The following is a 7,076-nucleotide window of genomic DNA, read 5'->3' on the forward strand; positions in this document are numbered from 1 at the left end:
AAACGATAAAAACACTGGCTAACGAAATTCAAAAGGGATAGGGTCATTTACACAAACTTGTTGACGCCCCCTTTTATTAGCTTCTTCCTATTAATAGTACGTTAATAATAATATACTGGTAATGTGTTAGATGAGGAGTATTATAAAAAATATTATTGAAGATATAACGGAGTGATTTTAATTGGATTTACTCACTAAAGAATTTGAAAGTCATCTATTCAAGGAAATAGAAAACTGTAATAAAAGTATAGTGATAATTAGCCCATTTTTAAGTACAAATACGATTGAAAAGTTAATAGAAATTGTTTTGAGGAAAAACCTGAGTTGCACAGTTATAACTCGCTTTGAAAGGAAAGCTTTTATTGATGGGGCTAGTAGTCTAAAAGCATTAAAAATTTTAATCCAAAATAACATTACATTATTAGCTCTAAAAGACCTTCATTCAAAGGTATATATTTTTGATAATAAAAATTGTATGGTGGGCTCAGCTAATTTTACTCATAAGGCTCTGAACAAAAATCATGAGTTATTATTAAAACCAACCGATCCAGAAGATATATCACTAATATTAGAATATAAAGATCAATTAATTAAAGAAATACTAGACCAAGGTGATTTCTCAATTACAGATGATCAAGTTGAGATTGAAATGAAAATTACGGAGGACTATCTTGAAAACGATAAATCAAAAAAAGTAACATCATATAATTGGGGAGCGGAATTAAATAATCTTCAATTTAAAGAGATAGATCGAGAAAAAGTAGTTTTATCTGTTTCAGCTGGTGGTACGCACAAATTGGTTAGTAAGTATTTAATTCACGCACATCCAAATGATCGCAACTATAAACAGTTAGAGAATTTGATTACATTCAGACAAGCCAAAGGTGGTCAAATGGATGCTATTTACCAAATCGATTCAGATTTTATCTTAGATCCATTTGACTGGAAAAGCGAATTAGATCGAATGGGTTTTCCAACAAATGTTAAAGAGAGGGTTAAGAATTATATTATAGAACGTAGTAAAGGGTTTGGGTTTGAAAAGCCCATTGCTTTTAAGTTTTATGTTCTATCGTTGGTAAAAGAATTAAACCATGAACCTTTGCCAAAAATAAATAATGCAGGCCCACGCTATTATACAGTAGGGGATTTATTAAGCGGAGATGATGATCTTTAACAGAATATCGGGGTCAGTCCCCCGCTGCTTTAAAGCACTAAAGTGGGCGAGAACAGTGGAAAGGCTTTATATATTATTGGTGAAGGAATTCTTTTTGGATTTGGCGACTTATTTACGGTAATAAGCATGATGTTTCATATTGATAATATAAGTTGGTTTGTGGCTTTAATAACAATGTATTATTTCTTGAAGATTTTGGTATTAGCTTTGACGTCAAAAATAAAAAAGGTAGCAGCACTACTAAAGTAATGACTCTATTGGAAGGGAGTTTATATGACACAAAGTATACAAAAAGCGGTATCGTCGATGCCTATGTTGTTCATGTTTTTCGCATTCTATTTAGGAGTATCAGTTGAGAAGTATTTGTCTTTTGTTGGCGATGGGGATTGGTTTTTTAGTGGTGCGATCTTTGGGTTATTAGCAGTACTATTCGCCAATATAGGCTGGTTTTTGGGGTTAGCAGTAGCATATTATTTTTTGAAGATGATGGTTATAGATGTGAAGTCACAAATAAAAAAAGAGCCATTACAATAGTGGCTCTTTTTGGAATATCGGGATCAGTCTTAGGTGGACCCCGCTGCTTAATAGTGTGCGTGCCTGGCACTGGGTATAATTTTAACGTTTCTTGGTAATGTGTAAGACGTTCAGGTGTTATGTATACATCACTAACACTTGGTAAAACTAACTAGATAGAGAAATTTAAGATCAACTAGTGAGGTATGCTTAACATGTTTATGCAGGTGCTATTATGGATAGTTTTAATCCTTTGTTGGCTTTCATTATTTTTTATTAAAAAAACAGCAATAAAACGATATATGCCAGTTACCATTTTCACAGCATTAATCATAACCATTATTTTCGAAGTCGCTTATACGTATGGCTGGTGGACTATTCATAAGTACATCACACCTTGGGGATATATCACACATCCTACGATTGCCTACGGATATTTCCCAGTTGCTACGTTATGGGTATTCTATTTAACCTCACATAAATTTTGGATATACTTTTTAACAAATGTAGTGATCAATGTTCTTTGGGTTCTTTTTGGATTTGATTTAATTGTAAAATATCCAGGAGTTGCAACAATGAAAAACCTAGGGTATTGGCAATGGTTTTTTATAACCATAACAATTTCCCTTATCGTTTATGGATATCATCGTTGGCAAGAAGGGGCATTTAGAACACCGAAACGAAACTAAAGACTTTTTTCAAGTACCATCTTTTTCTCCACAAATATCGGGGCGAGTCCCCCGCTTCTGGAAGAAGGTGAATTAAAGTGACATCCACAATTATACAGCTAGCTATTTTTCAGTTGGTTTTACCAGCTTTATTTATTTTTGCTCTGTTGAAAGGCAAATTTAAAGGGAAAACTGATTGGGCATTGCAATCTATAATGTTTACCATTTATATCTCCTGGGTGTTTTTTTCTGGCAGATGGGATTGGACCATTTATTATTTACGTTTCTTGTGGCCCGTGTTATTAATTATAGCTTTATACTTCAGTTGGCGCAGAATCCGGTCAAAACCGTTGGATATCTCATATACAGGTAAAGACAAGGTGGCATTTGCCTTTTATATCTTGCTAGCATTAATATTTGCTTTTTACCATGTTCCGATTTTTGCGGGTTATTCCACGAATGATAAAGCTATTGAGCTCGAATTTCCTTTACATAATGGAATCTATTATGTTGCACATGGCGGGGATTCAACGGAAATTAACCACCACAATGAACACCCTGAACAACAATACGCGCTGGATATTGTCCAATTGAACAAGATTGGTGTAAGAGCGGCGGGAATTTACCCTAAGGAATTGGATCGCTATGAGATCTATGGTGCAAAGTTGGTCAGTCCTTGTTCAGGTGAGGTTGTTGACATACGAAAGAATATGTCTGATTTGAACCCGCCTGAAACGAATTCGGAACACCCAAAAGGCAATTATGTTCAAATCAAATGTAATCAGGATGAGGTTAATGTGTTAATAGCTCATATGCAGGAAGGTAGTGCAGCCGTCGAGGCTGGGGGTAGGATTAAAACAAAGCAACCAATCGGCCTCGTAGGAAATTCGGGCAATACATCAGAGCCCCATCTGCATATCCACGCCGAGAAAAATGGACAAGGTGTTCCTATTGCATTTGATGACCGGTTTCTTGTACGAAACAGCTTGATGTGGAAGTGAGGTTGCTTTGAGTGCCAGGCACCAGGAATATTGGGGTCAGTCCCCCTAAATTTAAGTTATTCCGAGAAAACAAGCTTATGAATATTTTACTTAAACGGGGCGCCTATCTGGAATAAGAATGGCGCCCGTAGCGATAAATAAATCACCAGTTGCATTTTGGAACGAGTCATGTAATACTTTACAGAGTAGTTTCATAATTTTGAAGGAGGCAAAGTATGAAGCATAAAAAATCGATTGTTTACGCGATGTCAGCTGCAGCGGTTGTGAGTGTTCCTATGGTGGCTTCTGCTGATGATGCGAATGATATTCAGCTGACCATTGATGATGAATTTTTTGATAAGGCTCAGTTAGAGGACGGATTCGAACTGACGATGGATAATGCAATGTTTAACGCTATTCAAAATGATGACGATGCATGGATCATCAATCAGTCTGAAAGTGAAAATGCTGACTCAGAAGATGCTGTAAACGATAAATCAGCTGAAAAGATGGACCAGCTTAACATTAGAGAAATTAATGTTGAGTCAGGAGAATTTGAAGCTAACATTGAACAAGATTCAGGCGTCTACACATCTGAACTGGAAGATGCCAATGGCGAGACTAAAGGTCAGGAAGCTTTCGATCAAGTCTATCCGATGGTAGAAAAGCTGGACCTTACGCTAGAATCCAGTAAAGAAGAGACATTAAATCAAATCACTAGTACCTTTAATCTTGATGAAAATGACGAGAACATTGAGGTTGAAATCAGTTTCCATAACACTGATGATGAGCTCGAATTCGAAAATGAAAAATCCGAAGATGAAGAGGCCGACGAAGAAGACGACGAAGAAGAAGATGAAAATGAAAAGGCTGAAGCCGAGGAAGAGGACGACAGCGACGATGAGGACGAAGATGAAGACGATGAAGACGAGGAAGAAAATGATGATGAAGACGAAGATGAATAACATAGGATAAAAAGACTTGTGTACATCAGAAAGTCCATCTGGGGGGATTTTACGCTAAATCTCCTCGGATGGGCGGGGTCAGTCCCCGGTTGCTTTAAAGCGCTAAAGCGATCGGATACACATGGAGAACCAATGTAAGCAGCATGTTAAAGAAATGAAACGTTTAAACAAGACAGGGAAAATCAAACCCTTTCTTATCCGCAGGCTGAATAACTGTCGGGAATGATGTTTCATCTTGACGATTCCATACAATGAAGCATCATTCCCATGCAAAGGCCTTACCTAAACCTATTCAATATTTTTACAATTCTTTATCAACCAATGGGGGTCCATCTTGATCAAGCATAGCTGTCAATCCCATTCCGGACCCTTCTTGGTAGGCCATATACAAAACACCCGTTTCATTATTACGAATCACTTTCGTAACGTTCAATTTTCCTTGAATATATACCTCTTCAAACCTTATTCCACCGAATTGCCTACCTCGATCAGGGTTTCTTTCAATTTGTCCCTGCCGCCTCGGGCCTTGATCTCGTCGCTGTCGATCTTGGCGATGATCGTATAGTAATAGTCCCCGTCATACATGAACAGTCGCGGCTTATCGATATCGTCGTAGTAGTAACCTTCCATATCGATATCGAGTTCGACGGATTCAGTGTCATCATCATCGAAGAAATCGGGTTCACTGCCGTTGTCCACCTTTACTTCTATCGCGATGTCGTCCTGATCGCTTCCGTACCCCAGAACGTAAAAGCTGTCGGATGAATAGATGCGGCCGATTTCCGGATTCTGCATGGGCAATTCTGCCGGGAAACCTACCTCATCGAGCAGAAACTCTTCCGGCTGCTTACCTTGCGTTTCCATGGAATCGATCACGTCAAACATCTCATCCTTGGTGATACCATCCCCTTTCAGGGCGTAGCACCAACCATCGTCAACGAAAGCGAGTTCGGCTTCATCGTTGGAAAACAGGTAGAAATAATACTCGATGCCATCTTCTGTCTTTTCGAGCTCCAGATCATCAGCGATGCAGATATCTTGGTTTTCATCACCTGTATAATCGTTCGCCTCAAATTCCAATTCGTTTCTCGAGGACAATTCGTCAGAGTCCATTAAAATTGTTTGACTGTGCGAGTCTAACGAGAAGTATGATATGATGCTGTCCACTTTTTCCGGGAAAATGGAAGGGAAAGGGACATCGGCACTTGCTTCCCACTCCTGTTCAATCAGCTCCGAGGCATCTTCCTTCACCGGATGGAGGTCAAATCCGTCATTATCGGAAGCCCCGGCACCTGCTTCTGAGAGCAGTTCTTCAGTGTTTTCTTTTTCCGCGTCGAATGCCACTTCCTCATAATCGCTCAGGTCGTCAATGGCGAGTTCATACAATTCGTATGCTTTTTTACCGTCCGATGCGTCGTCGATTTGATCTTCATACAGCAGCGTGTTGCCGTCCCCCGACAAGGTGATGCGGTCGGTCCTCACCCCGGGCTCCATGTTCGGGATGTGACGGGTTTTATCCTTGCCAATATTGTAGAGAAACAGGTTTTCGCCGTCTTTGAGCGCCACGTTCCCCTCATTATCGACAGGGTTGTGCCCCCATTTATAATCCGGATCGGTGTAGGCTGTGACGTCACCCGACTCCACGTCCACGAAATTGAAGCTTCGGTAGACATCATCATGTCCTGACGAATCGCTCATCAGGAAAAAAGCATATTGTCCGTTGGGGGATACATGGACATTGGTGATGTGGATTTCATCCGTATCGCCTTCGAACCGGTCCTCATACGGGGATACATCCATGATCTCCTTGGCTTCTTTTGATTCGGTGTCCAGCATGAATAATCCGTAGGGCCCCTCTAGGAAAAATTTACTTCCGCTATCCGCCGGATGAATCGAGTTGAATAGCGCATTTTCTTCCCCGACAAGCTCCGGTATGTCGAATTCTTCGGTATCGTCGCTTTTAAGATCCTTAATGATCAGTTCTTTATTTTCCAGCGTATCGCTCATGAAAACGTCCATATCATCAGAGATCCCCAGTAGACTGAGGCTATGAAAAGGATCGGGTTCCTCTTCTCGATGCACAATCTCTTCAGCTTCGGTATCGTAGACCACGAACCAGTTGTCGTCATCGGCGCAGCTGAATGTGACATATTGTCCGTCAGGGGATACTTCTGTCTCTCTACACCGTCTGTCTTTTAGTTCTTCTTCGTCCGCCTCGGACAATTCCTTCAGGTCCACGGGATCGTTATCACCATACTTTATGTAATGCGTTCTCGTTTCTTCGCGCTTGATTTTTTCCTCGGTGCTGAAAAGAACCGTGCTTGCGTCGGTGGCGCTTTCGATATTGCGGAATTCATAATCATCATCTTCATTATATTCATATGTGAAAATCGTTTCCGGTTCCGGAAAATCTTCCGCGTCTCCGTCATTTACCGCCGATTCTCCTTCGCCCTCCTGATTCCTGTTCTCCGCACCGGATTCATCCGACGAGCACGCACTCAACACCAATACACAAAAAAATAAGAAAATTTTACGCACATAACTCCCCCTTACATGTTTTCTAACTATCATAATTTTCAATACCCTCAGGATTATATCATGGGAAACGAAAAAAGGGAATACCCTGTCAAATCGGGCCAGAGCGCGAGTGCCGATACCGGGGTAGCGCGAGTGCCTGGCACCGAAACAATTCAGAATAGAGCGCGAGTGCCTGGCAGAGCGACCGGGCTTAGGTCGTAACATATAGTGGGTGGGATGCCCGCCGAGTAAGAGTTAG

General features: G+C 40.5%; 7 protein-coding genes. 5 read left to right on the forward strand and 2 right to left on the reverse strand.

What is annotated here, in order from left to right:
• The first annotated feature begins 181 nt into the window (after positions 1 to 181).
• The 5 genes from ABDZ72_RS14260 (at position 182) to ABDZ72_RS14280 (ending at position 4,300) form a co-directional block, all read left to right on the forward strand.
• A complete protein-coding gene (locus ABDZ72_RS14260) occupies positions 182 to 1,174 on the forward strand; it encodes a phospholipase D family protein (protein WP_343754344.1) in 993 nt (330 codons plus the stop codon).
• A gap of 273 nt (positions 1,175 to 1,447) precedes the next feature.
• Positions 1,448 to 1,708 carry a hypothetical protein gene (locus ABDZ72_RS14265; protein ID WP_343754346.1) on the forward strand — a complete coding sequence of 87 codons (261 nt, stop codon included), beginning with the start codon at positions 1,448 to 1,450 and terminating at the stop codon, positions 1,706 to 1,708.
• Positions 1,709 to 1,902: 194 nt separating this feature from the next.
• Positions 1,903 to 2,376, forward strand: a complete 474-nt coding sequence (locus ABDZ72_RS14270; RefSeq protein ID WP_343754348.1) for a hypothetical protein — start codon at positions 1,903 to 1,905, stop codon at positions 2,374 to 2,376.
• Positions 2,377 to 2,453: 77 nt separating this feature from the next.
• Entirely contained in the window at positions 2,454 to 3,356 is a 903-nt protein-coding gene (locus tag ABDZ72_RS14275; RefSeq protein ID WP_343754350.1) for a M23 family metallopeptidase, read from the forward strand.
• Positions 3,357 to 3,571: 215 nt separating this feature from the next.
• Positions 3,572 to 4,300 carry a YusW family protein gene (locus ABDZ72_RS14280; protein ID WP_343754352.1) on the forward strand — a complete coding sequence of 243 codons (729 nt, stop codon included), beginning with the start codon at positions 3,572 to 3,574 and terminating at the stop codon, positions 4,298 to 4,300.
• 301 nt (positions 4,301 to 4,601) lie between these two features.
• Here ABDZ72_RS14280 and ABDZ72_RS14285 read toward each other — a convergent pair whose 3' ends face one another.
• Together ABDZ72_RS14285 and ABDZ72_RS14290 are read right to left on the reverse strand one after the other, a co-directional pair.
• On the reverse strand, positions 4,602 to 4,805 hold the full coding sequence (locus tag ABDZ72_RS14285; RefSeq protein ID WP_343754355.1) for a DUF6440 family protein: 204 nt from the start codon (positions 4,803 to 4,805) through the stop codon (positions 4,602 to 4,604).
• Positions 4,763 to 6,838: a hypothetical protein gene (locus tag ABDZ72_RS14290; protein WP_343754354.1), complete on the reverse strand. Its 2,076-nt coding sequence runs from the start codon at positions 6,836 to 6,838 to the stop codon at positions 4,763 to 4,765. Before ABDZ72_RS14290 ends, ABDZ72_RS14285 begins: the two co-directional genes overlap by 43 nt.
• Positions 6,839 to 7,076: the final 238 nt, after the last annotated feature.

The organism is Lentibacillus halophilus (genome assembly GCF_039522485.1).
GTDB classification, from domain to species: domain Bacteria; phylum Bacillota; class Bacilli; order Bacillales; family Amphibacillaceae; genus Lentibacillus; species Lentibacillus halophilus.